This window comes from Maribacter sp. (assembly GCA_020629415.1).
Taxonomy (GTDB): Bacteria; Bacteroidota; Bacteroidia; order Flavobacteriales; family Flavobacteriaceae; genus Maribacter; species Maribacter huludaoensis.
Window position 1 is genome coordinate 1 of record JAHDDL010000026.1, and the last position, 17,889, is coordinate 17,889.

Genomic DNA, 17,889 nt, shown 5'->3' on the forward strand with positions numbered 1-17,889 from the left:
TTCCGCTAATAGATTTAAATCCGCAGACCTATGTAGATAATATTTTTGAAGCTGACGAGTCGGACTTTAAAACCCAAACACATACGGTGTTTACGGATTCAAGTATAGAGTTTTCTGTGATGGAGTAAATTTTCAAAATTAGGAGGTAACTTATTAGTTTTATAAATAAAGTTAAATTTGTAGATTAAGGATATGGCTGATAAAGCATTTATAACATTTGAGATTTTAAAGTGGGCCAGAGAATCCGCGAGAATTTCTGTTGAAGATGCTGCAAAAAAAGTTTCTGTATCGCCGGAGAGATATTTAACCTGGGAGAGTGGAAGTGACTTCCCAACTATTCGACAAGCTCAAGTTTTGGCAAAAAGTTTTAAAAGACCATTCTCGCTATTGTTTCTACCTAAAATTCCTAAAGATTTCCAACCACTTCAAGATTATAGGAGAAATGATTCGAAAAAATTAGATACGGCCTCGTTATTTATTATTCGTGAAGTTCAAGAAAAGCAAAATTGGATAAGTGAATTTTTTGAAGATATGGGAGAAAGTCCACTACCTTTTGTTGGTAAATTTTCGATTAATGATAACCCAGAGATTGTTGCAAATGATATTTTAAATACTTTAAACATAAATCCGGCAAATTATAATAAGACTCCAATCAACGAATGGATAGAGAAAGCAGAAGCATCTGGTGTTTTCGTCTCACGAGCGAGTAATTATCATTCTAGGTTACTTTTAGATAGAGATTTAATACAAGGGTTTGCGATTGCTGACAGGTATGCACCTTTTCTTTTTGTCAATTCGAAGAATAATTGGAGTGCACCACAACTATTTACACTTGTACACGAATTAGCACATATATGGATAGCTAAGTCAGGTATTTCAAATGAAGTGGATATTGAATATAGTAAAAGACCTCTATCAAGATTTCATCCAGTTGAATTATTCTGCAATTTAGTCGCTGCAAATGCTTTAATGCCAAAAGAAATAATCACACAACTTGAGAGGAATATATTTGACTCTAATAATTTAATTTTCAAGCAATCTAAGGAGTTGGGTGTTAGTTCATTTGCATTTTTAGTAAGAGCTTTAAATTTGAATTTAATAACTATTTCTGAATATAAACTATTAAAGGATGATGCTGAAACTGAGTTTGAAATATTCTTAGAAAAAGAAAGGTTAAAAAAGGAAAAACAGAAAGAAAAGAAGAATGGACCTAATCCTTATCTACTTCGGTTAAATAAAAATAGTAGGCTATTTACGAGAATTGTTATGGACTCTTTTAATAATGGGTCTTTATCTCCTTCAATTGCAAGTAATCTTCTTAATACACAAATTAATAATTTTCAAAAATTCGAAAAACTACTTACATAATGTTTGAAGATGAAAAAGTTATTTATTGTATAGATGCTAATATTCTTATTCAAGCATGGCAAAAATATTATTCCCCTGATATTTGTCCATCATATTGGGAAGTTTTAGATGAACTAGGTCAGAAAGGTAAGATTTTTATTCCTGAGTTAGTTTATGAGGAAATTCAGAAAGGTGAAGATGATCTTTTTAAATGGTTGAAGAATAGCAAAATTCCTATAAAGAAAATAGATGGGGAAGTAGCTAATTGTTTAAAAGAGATTTATGCGGCAAACTCTGATCATCAATATTTAGTTTCGAGTAATGGAATACATTCTAAAGCAGACCCTTGGGTAATTGCACACGCTATGAAAGAAAAAGCTACCGTGGTAACTAAGGAGAAAAAGGATTTTATAAGTAAGAAAACTAAAATAAAAATCCCTCATGTTTGCGATAATATGAATGTTGACTGGATTGACGATTTTGACTTCATTAAAAAGGTGAATTTAAAATTCACTTGTAAATTGTAATCAACCAAATTGTTCGTGAAGTAATTTAAAATAAACTTATTTCATACTTATAATAAAAGTCACAACGAACAACAACGAACAACAACGAACAACAACGAACGAACAACAACCAAAATGAAAAAATTAATCCTAACCGCTGCAGTCCTACTTTTCTTGCTGCCATTTACGACTAGGGCGCAAAAAAGCAATACTAAAAAGCCCAATATTATTTTCATCATGTCAGATAATCATGCGTATAAGGCTATAGACGCATATGATAATAGATTACTGCAAACACCCAATATTGATCGCTTGGCAAAAGAGGGCATGCTGTTTGCTAATGCCAGTGTTACCAATTCTATTTAACATAATTTTTCTTCCCGAAAAAGGTCGTAAAAATCACTCGAAGAGACATCTGTACTTAGTTTTGTAAAGTTTTTAAAATTCAAATAACCATATTGTCAGTTCGAGTGCTTTCTATCTCATTTTTCATGAGGTAGAAAGTGTATCGAGAACAGGTTTGGAACACGTGAGCTTCTTTTTTACTTTAAAAAACACATATATGTTGACTTTGTAGAATATTTTGAACCACACATGTTTTAATTTTAAAGACCCACAGAAAAATAACAACACACCCTCAAATTATATATTTTTCATAAAATACTAGGTTTTTAAATTTTTCTGCCTTTATATTTGTAGCTCAAAGTTCACACACGTATTGAATAGTTATCAAGAAAGGTGGAGGGATTAGACCCTTTGAAACCTTAGCAACCCTTTGTTCCATACAAAGAAGGTGCTACATTCTACCCTTAGGGGAAGGATAACAGTAATCGATTTTTTCGATATTACTTTCTTATAACTTTTTGATTTTACTTACTCACATTTTTATGTGGTTAAGTTGGGCTTTTTAATTATTAAAATAATTTTTAAAAACAACAAAATCATGAGTAATTACAAATTAGCAACAAACGCATTACACGCAGGTCACGACACCACTATAAATGGAGGTACAAGGGCAGTGCCTATTTATCAAACATCATCGTATGTATTTAATGATACCGATCATGCCGCAAACTTATTTTCACTTAAAGAACTAGGGTTTATTTACACACGTTTAAACAACCCTACCAATCAAATTTTACAAGATAGATTAGCTGCTGTTGAAGGTGGTGTTGGTGCTGTGGTCTTTGCATCTGGTACTGCTGCTATTTCTACAGGTTTATTGACCTTGTTAAAAGCGGGCGATCATATTGTAGCATCCAGCAGTTTATACGGTGGCACCTTTAATTTATTGAATGTTACCCTACCAAGATTCGGAATCACGACCACCTTTGTAGATGCATCTGATCCTGAAAATTTTGGAAAAGCGGTACAAGATAATACAAGGGCTTTCTTTGTGGAGTCTTTAGGGAATCCGAAATTGGATGTGTTGGATTTAAAAGGAATCTCAAAGGAGTCTAAAGCAGCAGGAGTACCTTTTATAGTAGACAATACGGTAGCTACTCCTTCATTGTTAAACCCTATTGAGCACGGTGCCAACTTGGTCATTCATTCATTGACAAAATATATTGGCGGTCAAGGAACGTCTTTAGGTGGCGCAATTATAGATGCCGGTACGTTTGATTGGACCAACGGAAAATTCCCTGAATTTACAGAACCATCTGCAGGTTACCACGGTTTGGTATATAGCGAGGCATTAGGTGCTGCAGCATTTACCTTTAAATTGATACTGGAAGGTTTACGTGATTTTGGTGGTGCATTGAGTCCGTATAACGCCTTCCAAATTATACAAGGTTTAGAGACTTTGCCGGTACGTATAAAGCAACACAGTGCAAATGCATTGGAATTGGCTACTTGGTTAGAAGGAAGGAAAGAAGTGGCTTGGGTAAATTACCCAGGATTAAAGAGCAATAAATACTATGACTTGGCGCAAGAATACTTGCCAAAAGGTCAAAGCGGATTGGTTACCTTTGGTATCAAAGGCGGTTTTGAAGCGGCTAAAAAGGTTACCGATGCCACTAAGATCTTTTCTTTGTTGGCCAACATTGGTGACACTAAATCATTGATCATTCACCCGGCAAGTACTACCCACCAGCAATTAACTGCAGAACAGCAAGAAGGTGCAGGGGTTGGGCAAGATTTAATTCGTTTGTCGGTAGGTCTTGAAGATATAGAAGATTTAAAAGCAGATTTAGAGCAGGCATTTGCCAGTCTTTAAATTAGATAAGGTAAAAGCTGAAACCACCGATCACTGAGCGTAGCCGAAGTGATCGGTGGTTTAAGAAAAAAAGAATATTGGTGGCGGCTGAGCCTAGCCGAAGTCATTGAAGGTTCAAGAATATATTATTTTACATGTGGTGGCTGAGCGCAGTCGAAGCTCAGCCACAAATTGATTTTGAAATAGATGTTACATCAACTACAGATTAAAAAATACAAGACCCTAAGCGGTAGTGTTCAAGATATTCAATTATCATATCAGGTATTTGGAAAAAAATTGCATACTGCACCCATTATATTGGTGAACCATGCATTAACAGGCAATTCTAATGTTACCGGTGAAAATGGTTGGTGGTCTGCCTTGATCGGGGAAGAGAAGTGTATAGATACTAACAAGTACACTATTTTGGCATTCAACATTCCGGGCAATGGTCATGACAAGTTTGTAATAGAGAACTATAAGGATTTTGTAGCCGGTGATGTGGCTAGAATATTTTTATTGGGCCTACAGCAGTTAAAAGTAGAACGTTTGTTTGCATTGATCGGTGGATCTTTAGGTGGTGGTATCGCCTGGGAAATGGCAGCATTGCACCCAACACTGACAGAACATTTGATTCCTGTGGCATCTGACTGGAAATCGACCGATTGGTTAATAGCCAATTGCCAAATACAGGAACAGTTTTTAGTGAATTCTAAACAACCTGTGCATGATGCCCGTATGCATGCCATGTTATGTTATAGGACCCCGGCTTCCTTTAAAGAGCGATTTAAACGAAGTACCAATGAGGAGCTTAAGGTTTTTAATGTAGAAAGTTGGTTAATGCACCATGGCGATAAGCTACAAGAGCGTTTTCAATTGTCTGCGTATAAGTTGATGAATCAATTGTTAAAGACCATTGATGTTACTAGGGATGGTGATGAGAATTTTATTAAACTACAAAATAGCGATACCAATATTCATATAATCGGGGTAGATTCGGATATGTTCTTTACTGCCCAAGAAAACAAAGATACCTTTAAGCAATTGGCACAGGCAAAGAGCAATGTTACCTATGGTGAAGTACAGTCGTTACATGGGCATGATGCCTTTTTGATCGAGTTTGATCAAATGGAAAAATTGCTGACCGGTATTTTTAATACCAACGGTAATATCAAGAAGATCAAAATCCTAAAATTTGGTGGTAAATCGTTGAGCAATGGCGAGGGACTTGAGCGTGTATTGGATATCGTTACACAAAAGGTCAAGAACAATGAGAATGTAGCCATGGTGGTTTCCGCAAGGGAAAAGGCTACAGATCAGCTAGAGGGTATGCTAGAGAAAGCAGCCAAGGGAAAAGATTATAGGTCAGATTTTGAAGCGCTGGAAAAGTATCAAAAACATACCTATTCCAACGTAAATCTATCTGCCGAATTCAAAGGCTTGGCAAAATTGTATGAAGGAGTTTCTTTGTTGGGAGATTACAGTGCCAAAATAAAAGATGAGGTGTTGGCGTATGGCGAGTTGATCTCTGCCAAACTGGTAACCAAACTATTGATCGGTAAAGGAATCAATGCCAAACTTGTAGATACACGTGAAGTCATTAAGACCGATGATACCTTTGGTGACGCCAAGGTGCTTGAAAATGAATCCAAAGAATTGGTGCTTTTAAAATTTGCTGAGATTCCGAGTGATACGGTAGCGGTAGTAACCGGTTTTATAGCCTCTACAGTGGAGAACGAGACAACGACCTTAGGTAGGAATGGTAGTAACTATTCCGCCGCATTATTGGCTAATTTCTTAGATGCCGAAGAATTACAGAATTACACTCATGTTGATGGTATTTATACGGCAAATCCTGATTATGTACCAGAGGCGAAAAGACTGGCGAACCTGTCTTATGAAGAAGCAAATGAGCTCGCCAATTTTGGAGCAACCATTCTACATGCCAAAACCATAATTCCCTTAATTGAGAAGAACATTCCTTTACGTATTTTAAATACCTATAATGATGATAATGAGGGTACTTTAATAAGTGCCAAATCCAGTAAAGAAGGTATAAAGTCGCTCTCGGTAATAGAAGATGTTGCCATGATTAATATAGAAGGTCGTGGCTTGTTAGGGAAAGTAGGGGTAGATGCCCGTATTTTTAAAGCCTTACAATCTAGCAATATTAGTGTGAGCATTATTTCCCAAGGATCATCTGAAAGGGGAATAGGTCTTGTGGTGAAAAAGGATAAGGCAAAAAGGGCAAAGCTGGCACTGGAAAATGAGTTTAGCAACGATTTTGAATCAAAGGATGTAAATATGATTACGGTGATGGATGATGTGTCTATCATATCTATCGTAGGTCAAGATTTAAGCACTTTTCACAATCCGTTCAATGCATTGATTAAAAACCAGATCGTACCGTTGTTGTTCAATAATACGGTATCTGGCAAGAACGTAAGTTTGGTGGTAAAGAAATCAGATTTGCATAAGGCGGTCAATGTTATGCACGGTCAGGTGTTCGGCATCAGTAAGAAAATTAATATTCTGATTTTCGGTCACGGTAATGTAGGCGGTACGTTGATAGAACAGATTTTAAAATCGGCAAAGTCCATTAAAGAGCGCAAGAAATTAGACCTAAGGGTTTTTGGAATTGCAAACTCTAAAAAGATATTGTTGAATGAAAAAGGCATTGCCAAGAATTGGAAAACAAAATTAGAGCAGAAAGGAAAACCGTATAAGATTGATGACGTCTTTGAATTTGCAAAGCGTCACCATTTAGAGAACCTTATTGTAATAGATAATACGGCAAGTAAAGATTTTGTTGCCAACTATTTTGAATTTGTAGAGCATGGTTTTGATATTGTGTCATCTAACAAAATTGCCAATACCTTGCGTTACGATTTTTATCAGTTACTGAGGGAAGAATTGCAAAAAAATCAAAAGCAATATCTGTATGAAACCAATGTAGGAGCAGGATTGCCATTGATTGATACCATTAAGTTGTTACATTTATCCGGAGAGAATATAACAAGGATAAAAGGCGTATTCTCAGGTTCTTTAAGTTATATTTTCAATACATTCTCAGAAGTGGATGTACCTTTTTCATCGATTTTGAAAGATGCAATGCAAAAAGGATTTACGGAACCAGATCCACGTGAAGATCTTTCAGGAAATGATGTTGGGCGTAAATTATTGATTTTAGCACGTGAACTGGATTTGCATAATGAGTTTACGGATATCAATATTGAAAACCTGATACCTAAAAAATTGCAAGATGGTCAGGTAGATTTCTTCTTACAGCATTTAGAAGTGTTGGATACCAAGTTCAATGAAATTAAGAAAAACCAAAAACCAGATCATGTATTGCGTTATGTAGGTGATCTGCACGGAAATCTTCAGAAAGAAAAAGGAGTGTTAGATGTTAAATTGGTCTCCGTGCCCAAAGAAAGTGCCCTAGGGCAAGTTAAAGGGTCGGATTCCATAATAGAGATCTATACGGAATCTTATGGGGAAAACCCGTTAGTAATACAAGGTGCAGGCGCGGGCGCGGCAGTAACCGCAAGAGGTGTCTTTGGGGATATATTGCGAATTGCGGAGAAAGGCTAGTGAAAAGTACGAAGTACAAAGTCATAAGTACGAAGTATATGAAAGTAGAAATAGGAATAGGAAAAGAGAAGAATTAGTGAAATGAAAAAGAACAACAATAAATTTGAAACGAACGCAATACGTACACAATTAAAACGAAGCGAAAATTTGGAGCATTCCGTTCCATTGTATTTGACCTCTAGTTTTGTATTTGAAGATGCTGAAGATATGCGTGCTTCGTTCGCCGAGGAAAAAGATCGTAACATCTATTCAAGATACTCTAATCCTAATTCATCTGAATTTATAGAAAAGGTATGCCAAATGGAAGGTGCAGAGAGCGGATTTGCTTTTGCATCGGGTATGGCAGCGGTGTTTTCTACATTGGCAGCATTGTTAGATAGCGGTGATCATGTGCTATCGGCAAGAAGTATTTTTGGTTCTACGCATTCATTATTTACCAACTTTTTTCCAAAGTGGAATATTGATCACACATACTTTAAAATAGATGCCTTAGAAGAAATTGAAAATCTAATTACTCCGAAAACAAAGATCATCTATGCGGAAACACCTACCAATCCAGGTGTTGATGTATTAGATTTAGAAGAGTTGGGTAAGATTGCCAAAAAGAATAATCTAATTTTAATCATAGATAATTGTTTTGCATCACCTTACTTACAACAGCCTATTAAATTTGGGGCGGACTTGGTCATACATTCCGGTACCAAACTAATGGATGGTCAAGGCAGGGTTTTGGCTGGTATTACCGTAGGTAGTGCAGATTTGATGGATAAGGTATATCGATTCTCACGAATTACCGGTCCGGCACTTTCACCTTTCAATGCGTGGGTACTTTCTAAAAGTTTAGAAACACTGGCAATAAGAGTTGATAGGCATTGTGATAATGCTTTAAAGTTAGCCGAATATTTAGAAGCGAGCGATAAGGTAAATTGGGTAAAATATCCATTTTTAAAATCGCACCCAAAATATGAAATTGCAAAAAAGCAAATGAAAGCGGGTGGTTGTGTAGTAGCCTTTGAAGTTAAAGGCGGTTTAGAAGCGGGTAGGGAGTTTTTCGATTCCATTAAACTATTATCCCTTTCTGCCAATTTAGGAGATTCAAGAACCATAGTAACACATCCAGCGTCAACAACACATAGTAAATTGAGTGTAGAGGAACGTGCTGCAGTGGGGATATCAGATGGTACGGTCAGAATTTCTGTAGGTCTGGAACATATAGACGATATCATAGCGGATATTGCTCAAGCTTTAGGCTAAAAGAGATAGTGATAAAAACAAAAAAAGCCCGGTACATACCGGGCTTTTTGTTTGTTTTATATAAGGAAGGTTATTTTGTTAATGTCATATTATAAGTGGCACTAACACTTGTAGTACCGCCCAAAACTTCAACGGTATCGTCTAATTCATATCTAAGAGACATTTTAGAATCGGTTAGCTCTGTAATGGTCAATCCAATTTCTTCTTCATCACTAGAAACAAAATATAAAGTGTTGCCATCTAGTCTCCATTTATCGGATTGAAAAAAATCTTCACCAACTATTTCTTCAGATTGTGATTCTCCCATAAAGGTTGTAGTCAATATAGTAGTGTAAGAACCTTCGCTGATAACATTCTGTGGGTCTTCGGAAAAAGTGACGACCGTGTCAAAATCTTTTCCAATAGACGTAAACGTAGTTTCTATAGAAGTTTGTTCAAAAGTTGTAACGGACTCACCATCTTTAGTTTCAAGAGCGGTCAAGTTCCATGTTCCAATTATTTCACTCTCGCTAGCGGCAGAAACAGAAGCGTCATCGTCACTAGAACATGATGTGAAAACTAAAGCGAACATTGTAATAATCGATAATAAGTGTACTTTTTTCATAATTAATTTAATGGTTGTGACTGTATAACGATGATTTGTTGATTCAAGTATTTAGTACATATTTTTTATTTGGCTATCTTAGCAACATGCTCTCAAAAAAGACAAAATATGGTTTAAAGGCGCTAGCTTTTTTGGCGTCTCAACCTCATAAAAAACCAGTTCAAATCTCAGAAATTGCCGAGAAAGAGAATATCTCTCAAAAATTTTTGGAGAGTATACTTCTAAGTTTGAGAAAAACGGGATTTTTGGGTTCTAAGAAAGGTAAAGGCGGGGGATATTATCTGTTAAAAACTCCAGAGGAGATTTCAATGACCGATGTTATGAGGGTGCTTGAAGGCCCTATAGCAATGGTGCCATGTGTAAGCCTTAATTTCTATGAGACGTGCGATGATTGTCCTGATGAAAACACATGCTCCGTACATAAATTAATGTTGCAGGTGCGTGATAGTGCCTTAGAGGTGTACAGAAGCAATACTTTAAAGGATATCATTTCTTAGCGTTCAAAATTCATTCATTATTATTTTATTGGAATTCAATATGTTGCGAAATAGTAAATTTTTGTGTCCATTTGTTAATAATCTACTAAATCTATAGGGTAATAGAAATTTATCTGAATTTTTGGCGACTACTTTGAAAATATATACTATTTTTGAAAACTCTATTAAATTAGTAGGGTAATAAAAATTAAGTAAAAGATGATTGCAGATCAACTTGTTTTGAATAAAAAAGAGTCAAAGACTACCTATAAAGAAGATAAAACTTCAGAGAAACCGCTACGTAGTATTGCAAAAGCGTTTAGTTGGAGGGTAATTGGTACGTTAGATACGTTGGTGATATCCTATATATTAACAGGTGAAATTTCTATTGCGGCCTCTATTGCCTCTATAGATTTTGTAACAAAAATGATTCTGTATTTTTTTCACGAAAGAATCTGGAATTTAGTAAAGTGGGGTAAATAGAAAAGAAAAGGATTATGGCATTGACAGAAGCACAAGTTCAACAATTGAACGTTCAGTTTAAAGGAATACCACCTCAAGAAATTATTTCTTGGGCAGTAAAACATGCTCAGGTTCCTGTAGTAACTACAAATTTTAGACCATACGAAGTGGCTATTTTGCATGCCGTTTCAGAGGTGAGAAAAGATATTCCTGTGGTTTGGTGCGATACAGGGTATAATACTCCTAAAACCTATAAACATGCAGAAGAATTGACTGAAAGGTTGAATTTGAACATAAAATTATATGTGCCAAAACAAACTACCGCGCATAGAGATGCCGTAATGGGTATACCACAAATAGATGATCCTAGGCATGCAGAGTTTACCGAGCAGGTGAAATTGGAGCCTTTTAAAAGGGCAATGGCAGATTTTAAACCAGATGTTTGGTTTACTAACCTTAGAAAAGGGCAGACCGCACATAGGGATAGTTTGGATATATTAAGCCTAAGTAAAGACGGTGTATTAAAGGTGAGTCCGTTTTATCATTGGAACGATACTCAGCTAGATGCCTATTTGAAAAAGTATGATTTACCTAACGAGCATAACTATTTTGATCCAACCAAAGTGTTGGCAAATAGGGAGTGCGGGTTGCATAGTTAACCCTAGGTAGTAGAAAAAATAAAGATAATTGATCTAAAAAAGTATAATGAGTAATACAAGCACGGAATTGGAGGCAACACCTTCTTTAGACCTTTTAAAAGATACATCTCAAATAAATGCCCTTGAAAATGAGGCTATTTATATCATTAGGGAGGTTGCAGCTCAGTTTGAGAAGCCGGTACTTTTGTTTTCGGGAGGAAAAGACTCGATCACATTGGTGCGTTTGGCACAGAAGGCATTTTGGCCATCAAAAATTCCTTTCCCTTTAATGCATATAGATACAGGTCATAACTTTCCTGAAACCATAGAATTTAGAGATAGATTGGTAGAAGAGTTGGGTCTGGAATTAATTGTGCGTAATGTACAGGATTCTATTGATCAAGGTAAGGTGAAAGAAGAATCTGGTAGGTATTCAAGTAGAAATAGCTTGCAGACAACAACGTTGTTAGATGCCATTGAAGAATTTAAGTTCGACGCTTGTATTGGTGGGGCTCGTAGAGATGAAGAAAAGGCACGTGCAAAAGAACGTATATTTTCTGTTCGAGATGATTTTGGTCAGTGGGATGAGCGTAATCAGCGCCCAGAGTTGTTTGATATGTTGAACGGGCAAATAGAATTGGGGCAGAACGTAAGAGTATTCCCTATTTCTAACTGGACAGAGTTAGATGTTTGGTCGTATATCAAAGAGGAACAAATTGAAATTCCTTCCATCTATTTTGCGCATAAGCGTAAAACCTTCTTAAGGGACGGTATGATCTGGTCTGCAGAAGATGGTATCGTATTTAGGGAAGAAGATGAGGTAGTAGAAGAACGTTTGGTGCGTTTTCGTACCGTAGGCGACATGTCTTGTACGGCAGCCGTTCTTTCAGATGCAGAAACGATTGATAAGGTAGTAGAGGAAATTAGGGATTCATCCATTTCAGAGCGTGGCGCACGTATAGACGATAAGCGTTCAGAAGCGGCAATGGAAAAAAGAAAACAACAAGGATATTTTTAATCTGGTTGATAGTTGTTAGTTATTCGTTGATAGTACATCACGAATAAAACTAACAACCAAGAACCGACAACGAACAACGAAATTGGAAGTACTAAAAATAGCAACAGCAGGTAGTGTAGATGACGGTAAAAGTACCTTGATTGGGAGAATATTGTATGATACAAAGTCACTGACCAGCGATAAATTAGAGGCAATAGAAAAGACCAGTAAGCAAAAGGGATATGATTATTTGGATTTCTCTTTGGCAACAGACGGTCTAGTTGCGGAACGTGAGCAAGGTATCACGATAGATGTAGCCCATATCTATTTCTCAACGGCAAAGAAAAGTTACATTATAGCGGATACACCTGGGCACGTAGAATATACGCGTAACATGGTAACTGGAGCTTCAACTTCACAAGCGGCGATCATTTTGATCGATGCACGTAAAGGGGTAATAGAGCAAACTAATAGACACTTCTTCATCAATAACCTATTACGCATAAAAGATGTAGTGGTAGCTATTAATAAGATGGATTTGGTAGACTATTCTGAAGAAACTTACAATGCAATTAAAGCTGATTTTGAGTCATTGATGGCAAAGAGAGATTATCAAGATCAGAAAATCACTTTTATTCCTGTAAGCGCGTTGAAAGGTGATAACGTAGTAAACTTGTCAGACAAGACCCCTTGGTATAAGGGACAGTCTTTGTTGGAGCATTTTGAAGCATTGGATAGAAAGGATATTTTCAATGTGGGTACACCACGTTTTCCGGTGCAATATGTTATCCGTCCAAAAACGGATGAACACCATGATTTTAGGGGATTTGCCGGTAAAGTATATGGTGGCGAATTAAGCGTAGGCGATGAGGTAGTGGCGCTTCCATCACAGACACGCTCTAAAATAAAAGATATTTATTTTCATAATAAGAAATATAAAACGGCATCAAGGAGATCATCGGTAACCATAACATTGGAAGATGAAATTAATTTGAGTCGCGGAGATATGTTAGTGAAAGCGGGTGATCTGCCAACGGTAGACAAGCAATTTACGGCAACGATCTCTTGGATGGATTCATTGCCTTTGGCGGCCGGTAATAAATATATTGTTCAACATGGTGTCAATAAAGTATTGGCAAAGGTAGAGCAAGTGCACCATAAGATCGCTCCGGATTATTCTGGTATAGATGAGAAAACGGAGTCTTTGGGCATGAATGATATTGCTCAAGTGAGTTTCCGTTTAAATAAACCAATTTTCTATGATCAATTTAAAAATCACAGAACAAACGGTTCATTTATATTGATCGATACAAAATCCAACAGTACCGTAGGTGCAGGATTCATAAGTTAATATAAACATGTCAATTTTATATTGACTGTTTTTATTAAGTCTATAAAATCTATAGGCAAAATATAGTAATAATTTACATCGGTATTTATACTGAACATTTAATACTAAGCAATGCAAAGTTTTAGAACAGAATTAGAAAATCAGGTAGTTGAAAAGGATATTCTTGAATTGGAACGTAAAATTCATGAGTTTCATGGTGGCAAGCTAGATGAAGAAAAATTTAGAAGTCTTCGGTTGGCACGTGGTGTTTACGGACAGCGTCAAGAAGGGGTTCAAATGATTCGTATAAAGTTGCCTTATGGTAAGGTGACCTCTAAGCAGTTGCTTCGTATTTGTGATGTGTCGGACGAATATTCTACAGGTAGATTGCATATTACCACACGCCAAGATATTCAGATCCACTATGTAGATTTGAATAGAACGCCACAGTTGTGGGCAGAATTGGAGAAAGATGAAATTACCTTAAGGGAAGCCTGTGGTAACACGGTACGTAACGTAACCGCAAGTGAAACGGCGGGTATTGATGTTGATGAACCTTTTGATGTTTCACCTTATGCACACGCATTATTTCAGTATTTCCTTAGAAATCCTGTAAGTCAAGAAATGGGACGTAAGTTCAAAGTTTCTTTTTCCGCAAGTGATGCGGATACCGGTTTGTCCTATATGCATGATTTGGGCTTTATTGCCAAAATACAAAATGGTGAAATAGGTTTTAAAGTAATGCTTGGTGGCGGATTGGGTTCCCAACCACGACATGCCGATGAGTTGTACAGCTTTTTGCCTGCGGATCAGATAATTCCTTTAATGGAAACCGTGGTTCGTGTTTTTGACCGTTACGGTGAACGTAAAAGTAGAGCTAAAGCTAGAATGAAATTCTTGTTGAAAGATTTAGGTCTTGACGGATTTAAGGAGCTTTTGGCGGCAGAGAAAACGGCGGTACCTTTTGATACTTTTCCAATAGACCCAGAGGCATATCCTAAGGTGAAGGTGTCAGAATTAGAGGTTCCGGCAGTAGAGATTAGTGACGTAAAAGCTTTTGAACAGTGGAAATCTACCAACGTAATACCACAAAAACAACCAGGTTATTTTGCTTTGGGTATTAAGGTGTTATTGGGTGATTTCTATACGGATAAAGCACGTTTATTGGCAAACTTGGTGCAGAAATATGCAGCAGGTGAGTTAAGATTGTCCTTACGTCAAAACATTTTGATTCCTTTCGTAAAAGAAGAGAACGTAGCATTCTTTTATACTGAATTGGAAAAGTTAGGTTTTGTAGAGGCTGGTTATAATAAGGCTCTTGATATCACCGCTTGCCCTGGTACGGATACCTGTAATCTGGGAATTGCAAGTAGTACGGGAATTGCAGAGGAACTGGAAAGAGTGATAAAAACAGAATACCCAGATTATATAAATAACGATGATGTTGTCATAAAAATCAGTGGTTGTATGAATGCCTGTGGGCAGCACAATATGGCAAATATTGGTTTTCAGGGCATGTCCGTTCGTACAAAGGATAAATTGGTAGCTCCTGCGCTTCAGGTATTGTTGGGCGGTAGCAATGATGGTAATGGTAACGGTCGTTTTGCGGACAAGGTGGTAAAAGTGCCAAGTAAAAGAGGTCCGGAAGCATTGCGTTTGATTTTAAATGATTTTGATGCCAATGGTGGAGATCTATCGTTCCCGGATTATTATGCCGAAAAAGGACAAATGTATTTCTATGATTTTCTTACGCCATTATCATCAATAGATGATTTAACGCCAGAAGACTTTATAGATTGGGGTAATACGGAGCGTTATGAAAAAGCTATCGGTGTAGGTGAATGTGCCGGTGTTGTTATCGACTTGATCGCAACATTACTTTTTGAAAGTGAAGAGAAAATTCAGAATGCACAAGAAATGTTCGATGCGGAAAAATGGTCTGCCAGCATCTATCACGCATATTCTTCTATGGTAAACTCGGCTAAGGCGATGTTGACCGCAGAAAATACGAAAGTGAATACCCACGTAAGTATCATTAAGGATTTTGATGAGAAATTTGTTGCCGATGGTAGAATTGCCGTAGCGGGCGGATTTGAAAAATTGGTACTTCAATTAAATCAGAACGAACCAACAAAAGAATTTGCACAATCTTACATAAAGGATGCGAAAGAATTTTTGGAAACTGTTGAAAAGTTCAGACAGCAAGAATTGGCAGAAGCATAGATAATGGCAAATCATTTACAACATATAGAGAAACCTAAGTTAACCGTAGTTGGTGCAGGACCAGGTGATGTGGAGCTGATTACGTTAAAAGCGATCAGAACGCTGGAAAATGCCGATGTGGTTTTGTACGATGCTTTGGTGAATGAGGAGTTGCTGGATTATGCCAAGAATGCGGAATTGATTTTTGTAGGTAAACGTAAAGGATGCTATGCATATCAACAAGAGCAAATTAATGAGCTTATTGTAAGTAGGGCAAAATCTAACGGACATGTGGTGCGGTTAAAAGGAGGGGATCCTTTTGTATTCGGTCGCGGTTCGGAAGAAATGGAATATGCCGCTTCTCATGGGTTGCAAGTAGCCATGGTACCTGGTATATCGTCAAGTTTAAGTGTGCCTGCATATCAAAACATTCCGGTAACAAAAAGAGGTTCTTCAGAAAGTTTTTGGGTAATTACAGGAACTACAAAAGAGCATAAACTATCAACAGATGTTGCCTTAGCTGCAAAAAGTAGTGCTACGGTAGTCATATTGATGGGGATGTCAAAACTCCCTCAGATAGTAGAATTATTTAAGTCTGAAGGTAAATCGGAATTACCTATAGCTATAATTCAGAACGGAACGCGAAAGAATGAAAAAATAGGAGTTGCGACTATAGATACCATAGTTGATGTGGTGGAGAAAGAAAATCTTTCTAATCCTGCTATCATTATCATAGGAGAAGTAGTTAGACATCGTGAAGCGTTAGCGGAGGCAACTCATAAGTTTGCTGAAGAGCATGTTAGTTTTGTTGAAGTAAATAAAGCATAGCATATTTAGTAAAGGATAAGTATATAGAATAAGTGAAATTAAAAGAAGCTAAAAAGTAGTTGTATAGAATGATGTCAACTTTGTAGAATTACTTTTTACTAAAAAGAGAATTATGATTAAAACAGATATGCTCATTATAGGAGCGGGACCTACCGGATTGTTCACGGTGTTTGAAGCAGGATTATTAAAGTTAAAAACGCATTTAATAGATGCATTGCCACAACCAGGTGGTCAGTGTTCAGAGATATATCCTAAAAAGCCTATCTATGATATTCCTGCATTTCCAGAAATTTTGGCAGGTACTTTGGTAGATAACCTTATGGAACAGATAAAGCCTTTTGAACCAGGATTCACTTTGGGAGAAAGAGCAGAAACGCTAGATAAGTTAGAAGATGGTTCTTTTGTGGTTACTACCAATAAAGGAACAAAGCACAATGCGCCTGTAGTGGTGATTGCAGGTGGTCTGGGTTCTTTTGAGCCAAGAAAACCACCTATTGCTAACATCGTAAACTTTGAAGATACAGGTGTTTCCTATATGATCAAAGATCCAGAAGTATATCGCGATAAAAAAGTGGTCATTGCCGGTGGTGGAGATTCTGCCTTGGACTGGGCTATATTTTTGACCGATGTAGCGGCAGAAGTAACCTTGGTACACAGAAGGGATGAATTTAGAGGGGCATTGGATTCCGTTGAGAAAGCATCTGAACTGGCGAAATTGGGTAAAATCAAGTTGATTACCAAAGCTGAGGTAAAAGAGCTGCACGGTGAAAATGAACTTAAGGCAGTGGTTATTAAGCACACGGACAAGGAAAAAGAAGATACTTATTTAGAAGTGGATAATTTTATTCCTTTATTCGGTCTGTCTCCTAAATTAGGTCCTATAGGTGATTGGGGCTTGGAAATTCAGAAAAATGCCATTAAGGTAAATAACGCAAAAGATTACCAGACCAATATACCGGGAGTATATGCCATTGGTGATGTGAATACTTATGAAGGTAAGTTGAAATTGATACTTTCAGGTTTCCATGAAGCAGCTGTTATGTGCCAATATGCATACCAGCAGATCAACCCAGGTAAGCGCTTTGTAATGAAATATACAACCGTTGGTGGTGTTGAAGGTTTTGATGGTTCTAAGAAAGAAGCAAAGAAAGAAGTAGTACAAAGTATCGCATAAATTATATTATTTGAGTAGTACGGCCTCCGGATGCTTTAGACGTGCGGGGGCTTTTTTTGTGACATTTTTTAAGAATTTCGTTGGCTAAAAAAACCATTGAAGTCTTGGTAAAGAGCGAGTAGTGCCGTTACTTTGCAATTCGTTCCTAATTAAATTGTATTGTTATCAAGAAAGGCGGAGGGACTAGACCCTGTGAAACCTTGGCAACCCTTTCCGTAGTGGAAAAGAAGGTGCTACATTCTATCCTCATTCAAAAGGACAGATAACTAAAGAAAGAACA

14 protein-coding genes, 1 pseudogene and 2 riboswitches are annotated in these 17,889 nt (G+C 37.0%); of the genes and pseudogenes, 14 read left to right on the forward strand and 1 reads right to left on the reverse strand.

Annotation, left to right across the window (positions count from 1 at the left end):
* The first annotated feature begins 192 nt into the window (after nt 1-192).
* From QZ657_RS11500 to QZ657_RS11525, 6 genes and pseudogenes are all read left to right on the forward strand, one after another.
* Nucleotides 193-1,368 carry an XRE family transcriptional regulator gene (locus tag QZ657_RS11500; protein WP_291967012.1) on the forward strand — a complete coding sequence of 392 codons (1,176 nt, stop codon included), beginning with the start codon at nt 193-195 and terminating at the stop codon, nt 1,366-1,368.
* Nucleotides 1,368-1,874, forward strand: a complete 507-nt coding sequence (locus tag QZ657_RS11505) for a DUF4411 family protein (RefSeq protein WP_291967014.1) — start codon at nt 1,368-1,370, stop codon at nt 1,872-1,874. The genes QZ657_RS11500 and QZ657_RS11505 overlap by 1 nt, the downstream gene beginning before the upstream one ends.
* 153 nt (nt 1,875-2,027) lie before the next feature.
* Nucleotides 2,028-2,216, forward strand: a pseudogene (locus tag QZ657_RS11510) (sulfatase-like hydrolase/transferase); the annotation flags it as partial.
* A gap of 360 nt (nt 2,217-2,576) precedes the next feature.
* Nucleotides 2,577-2,680: riboswitch (SAM riboswitch) on the forward strand.
* Nucleotides 2,681-2,796: 116 nt separating this feature from the next.
* Nucleotides 2,797-4,071 carry an O-acetylhomoserine aminocarboxypropyltransferase/cysteine synthase family protein gene (locus tag QZ657_RS11515; RefSeq protein WP_291967016.1) on the forward strand — a complete coding sequence of 425 codons (1,275 nt, stop codon included), beginning with the start codon at nt 2,797-2,799 and terminating at the stop codon, nt 4,069-4,071.
* Between the two features lie 186 nt (nt 4,072-4,257).
* The gene (gene thrA, locus QZ657_RS11520; protein WP_291967018.1) at nt 4,258-7,644 is read left to right on the forward strand and encodes a bifunctional aspartate kinase/homoserine dehydrogenase I; all 3,387 of its coding nucleotides are present in this window, start codon (nt 4,258-4,260) and stop codon (nt 7,642-7,644) included.
* A gap of 81 nt (nt 7,645-7,725) precedes the next feature.
* Nucleotides 7,726-8,898 (forward strand): trans-sulfuration enzyme family protein, encoded by a 1,173-nt coding sequence (locus QZ657_RS11525; RefSeq protein WP_291967020.1) that lies wholly within the window; start codon nt 7,726-7,728, stop codon nt 8,896-8,898.
* Between the two features lie 70 nt (nt 8,899-8,968).
* Here QZ657_RS11525 and QZ657_RS11530 read toward each other — a convergent pair whose 3' ends face one another.
* Nucleotides 8,969-9,502, reverse strand: a complete 534-nt coding sequence (locus tag QZ657_RS11530) for a hypothetical protein (RefSeq protein WP_276473488.1) — start codon at nt 9,500-9,502, stop codon at nt 8,969-8,971.
* 86 nt (nt 9,503-9,588) lie between these two features.
* On the opposite strand from QZ657_RS11530, the gene QZ657_RS11535 reads away from it, so the two are divergent.
* The 8 genes from QZ657_RS11535 to QZ657_RS11570 all read left to right on the forward strand — a co-directional run bounded on the left by QZ657_RS11535 (nt 9,589) and on the right by QZ657_RS11570 (nt 17,609).
* Complete coding sequence (locus QZ657_RS11535; protein ID WP_291967022.1) at nt 9,589-9,999, forward strand: RrF2 family transcriptional regulator; 411 nt, start codon at nt 9,589-9,591, stop codon at nt 9,997-9,999.
* A 198-nt stretch (nt 10,000-10,197) separates the two neighbouring features.
* Nucleotides 10,198-10,461 carry a DUF2061 domain-containing protein gene (locus QZ657_RS11540; protein ID WP_276473490.1) on the forward strand — a complete coding sequence of 88 codons (264 nt, stop codon included), beginning with the start codon at nt 10,198-10,200 and terminating at the stop codon, nt 10,459-10,461.
* A 14-nt stretch (nt 10,462-10,475) separates the two neighbouring features.
* The gene (locus QZ657_RS11545) at nt 10,476-11,099 is read left to right on the forward strand and encodes a phosphoadenosine phosphosulfate reductase family protein (protein ID WP_291967024.1); all 624 of its coding nucleotides are present in this window, start codon (nt 10,476-10,478) and stop codon (nt 11,097-11,099) included.
* A 46-nt stretch (nt 11,100-11,145) separates the two neighbouring features.
* Nucleotides 11,146-12,096, forward strand: coding sequence for a sulfate adenylyltransferase subunit CysD (gene cysD / locus QZ657_RS11550; protein ID WP_276473492.1), 951 nt, complete (start codon nt 11,146-11,148; stop codon nt 12,094-12,096).
* Between the two features lie 82 nt (nt 12,097-12,178).
* Nucleotides 12,179-13,426: a sulfate adenylyltransferase subunit 1 gene (locus QZ657_RS11555; RefSeq protein ID WP_291967026.1), complete on the forward strand. Its 1,248-nt coding sequence runs from the start codon at nt 12,179-12,181 to the stop codon at nt 13,424-13,426.
* 111 nt (nt 13,427-13,537) lie between these two features.
* Nucleotides 13,538-15,628, forward strand: a complete 2,091-nt coding sequence (locus tag QZ657_RS11560; RefSeq protein WP_291967027.1) for a HEPN domain-containing protein — start codon at nt 13,538-13,540, stop codon at nt 15,626-15,628.
* Between the two features lie 3 nt (nt 15,629-15,631).
* Nucleotides 15,632-16,435, forward strand: a complete 804-nt coding sequence (cobA, locus tag QZ657_RS11565) for a uroporphyrinogen-III C-methyltransferase (RefSeq protein ID WP_291967029.1) — start codon at nt 15,632-15,634, stop codon at nt 16,433-16,435.
* Nucleotides 16,436-16,547: 112 nt separating this feature from the next.
* Nucleotides 16,548-17,609, forward strand: coding sequence for an NAD(P)/FAD-dependent oxidoreductase (locus QZ657_RS11570; protein ID WP_291962406.1), 1,062 nt, complete (start codon nt 16,548-16,550; stop codon nt 17,607-17,609).
* A gap of 159 nt (nt 17,610-17,768) precedes the next feature.
* A riboswitch (SAM riboswitch) is annotated at nt 17,769-17,878 on the forward strand.
* The last annotated feature ends 11 nt before the right edge of the window (nt 17,879-17,889 follow it).